Source organism: Nocardioides sp., assembly GCF_047606145.1.
GTDB lineage: Bacteria > Actinomycetota > Actinomycetes > Propionibacteriales > Nocardioidaceae > Nocardioides.
In genome coordinates, this window is record NZ_JASGET010000073.1 from 1 (window position 1) to 2,639 (window position 2,639).

General features: G+C 75.1%; 2 protein-coding genes. Both read right to left on the reverse strand.

What is annotated here, in order from left to right; genetic code table 11:
* A partial coding sequence (locus tag QM638_RS09290; protein WP_415141682.1) for a type VII secretion protein EccB occupies nucleotides 1–1,120 on the reverse strand: 1,120 nt, incomplete at its 3' end.
* A gap of 4 nt (nucleotides 1,121–1,124) precedes the next feature.
* The gene (locus QM638_RS09295; RefSeq protein WP_415141683.1) at nucleotides 1,125–2,486 is read right to left on the reverse strand and encodes an EsaB/YukD family protein; all 1,362 of its coding nucleotides are present in this window, start codon (nucleotides 2,484–2,486) and stop codon (nucleotides 1,125–1,127) included.
* Between the last annotated feature and the right edge of the window lie 153 nt (nucleotides 2,487–2,639).

Consider the following 2,639-nt stretch of genomic DNA (forward strand, 5'->3'; position numbering starts at 1 on the left):
CCGAGGCGTCCGAGGCGTCGCTTGCCGGCCGCGTGAGTCGCACCGTCGCCGCCGCGCCGGCGCCGGCGTCCAGCCGGGCACACGCGGTGCCGAGCAGCGCGGTGAGCTGGTTGCGTGGCCACCGGGTGGCGGGCATCGAGGTCTCGCTCGAGGCCAGGCTCGGCAGCCGATCCAGCGCCACCGGCGCGGCCGGGAGGGTGCCGTGCACGGGGGTGTTGGCGTAGACCGCGGCGGCGAACGGGGAGAGCTCGACCCAGCCGTCGCGGCGCACCAGATAGGACCGGCCCTGATAGGTCATCAGGTCGCCGGTCCGCACCGAGGACGGCACGCCCGACTGCCCGGCCAGCTTGCTCGGCTCGCCGTACCCGTCGTCGTCGAAGCCCTCGGCACCGAGCGCGGTCCCCGCCGGGAACAGGTCGACCCAGTCCGCGGAGACGTCGACCTCGGGCGGCACCTGCTCGCCGTCGCGGAACAGGGACTGCGCCAACGCCGGGTTGTCCGGCAGCCGGTAGCGGTAGGCCCGGACCTGCGTCGTGTCCGAGGAGGTCGCCTCGGCGATCAGCCAGCGGGTGCCGTCCGGGGTGCGGACCAGGAAGCCAGCCCCCGACGTCTCCGCCACGCCCGGCGAGGCCGACAGGCCGACGCTCACCCCGCGGCCCGCCGCGGTGCACGCGGTCCAGCCGGTCTCGATGAAGTGGTCGGTGGTCGGCAGCGACTCCGGCGCACCGAGGATCCCGATCGGCGGCCGGGGGGTGCGCTTGTCGACGGTGTCCGCGGAGACGACCGTGGTGTGCGGCTCCAGGCCGAGGATGAGCTGGGCGGAGGTCAGGTTCGTGACCGGCCACAGGTCGCCGCCGTCCTGGGTGACGACGTAGCGCGAACCGGACTCGGTCACCACCAGCCCCTGGTTGTCCCAGTCGCTGGCCGCGCGCGGGGCGAGCACCGAGGCGACCGCGCCGGCGGCGAGCAGCAGGACGGCGAGCGCGACACCACCGAGGATGGTGCGACCCGGCCGGTTCGGCTCGACCTCACGCCCGCCGGGCGCGCCGGAGAGGAACGCGGTGACCAGCCGGCGCCGGCTGAACGCGTGCGCCTCGACGAGGTCCTTCTTGGTGGTCATCGCCTCACACACTCACCGAGGAGAGCAGTCCCGAGGCGACCACCACCAGCGGCACCAGCGCGATCAGGACGGCCGACTCGGCCACGTCCGCCAACCGGCCGCGGCGGATCGTCGCCACCCCGGGGACGAGGGTGAGGGCGAGCAGCACACCGCCGGCGGCCGCCAGCACCACCGCCAGGGTGGGCCGCCAGTCCGGGTGCAGCCAGAGCACCGCCAGTCCGAGGGAGGCCAGACCGAGGATCCCGGAGCCGAGGCCGGTGAGCACCTCCGGACCGGTGCGGTACTGCCGGGTGCGCAGCATCAGCGCCAGGCAGGCCGCCACCATCAACAGCGTCCCGGCCAGGCCCAGTGCCACCACGAACGGCGCGATCAGCACCACCAGCAGGCCCACCGTGGCGGTGATCGCGACCAGGATCTCGTGGGCGACCGCGGCGTCGGTGAGCACTCGTGACCGGTCGATCTCGCCGGGCTCCGCGGTGATGTCGCCGGGCGCGTAGAGGCGCTGCACGTCGGTCGAGGTCATCGACAGCGCCAGCCAGGGGAAGACGCCACCGGCGAGCACCACGACGGTGAGGACCACCGCGAGCACGACGCCCGCCCGCCAGTCGGTCGCATACAGCAACGCCCCCGAGCCGCCGAAGACCAGCCCGGCGACGGCACCCGGCAGCATCAGCATCCGCCCGGACGCCACCCCCAGCAGACAGAGCACGCCCGCGGCCAGCGCCCCGGCGCCGGCCCAGGCGAGCGGGAGGGTCTGCACCGGCGCCGAGGTCTGATGCAGACCGAGCAGCAGGCCGGCCGCCGCGCCGTACGCCTGTGCCATCAGGCCCACCGCGACCGCGGCGTCGGTCTCGTCCTCGGCACGGGAGAGCACCACCGCACCGCCGACCAGCACCACCGCGATCACCGCTGCCGCCGCCCCGGCGAGCGCCGAGGCGCCCTGGGCCAGCAGGGCGACCGCACCGAGCGCGAGCAGCACGCACGCGGCCACCAGCGCGGTACGGCGCCCGGCCTCGGGCCGCCACGGCCGCAGCTCGGTCTCGACCACGTCGGTCATCGCCTCGACCACGTCGTCGTAGACACGCGGCGTCGGATCGTCGACCGCAGCCGTCACGGTGAGCACCCCGCCGTCGGCGACGCCCTGCGGGATCAGCCCGACCTCGCCGGCCAGGCGGCGCCCGTCCGCCAGGACCACCCGGTAGCCGCCGTAGGCGGTGGCGGCGTCGAGCAGGCCGACGCTACGGGCCAGCTCGGGCACCAGCTCGGCGAGCGGCACAGCGCCCGGCAGGACCAGGTCGACCCGGCGGCTGCCCGAGGACACGGTGACCCGCACCAGGCCCGAGGTCGCGCCACCCAGCTGCGTCATGTGGGTACTCCTTGCATGCGTGCCGGCTCCGCACACCCTTCTCGACGGAGCCGTTGACAGGCGAGTGCTACGCCACGCCCGAGCATTCCACACCGAGGGCCCGGCGCCCGGGCAAGCCACGAGGTCCCGCAGCACGGCCGAGCCGTGCTGCGG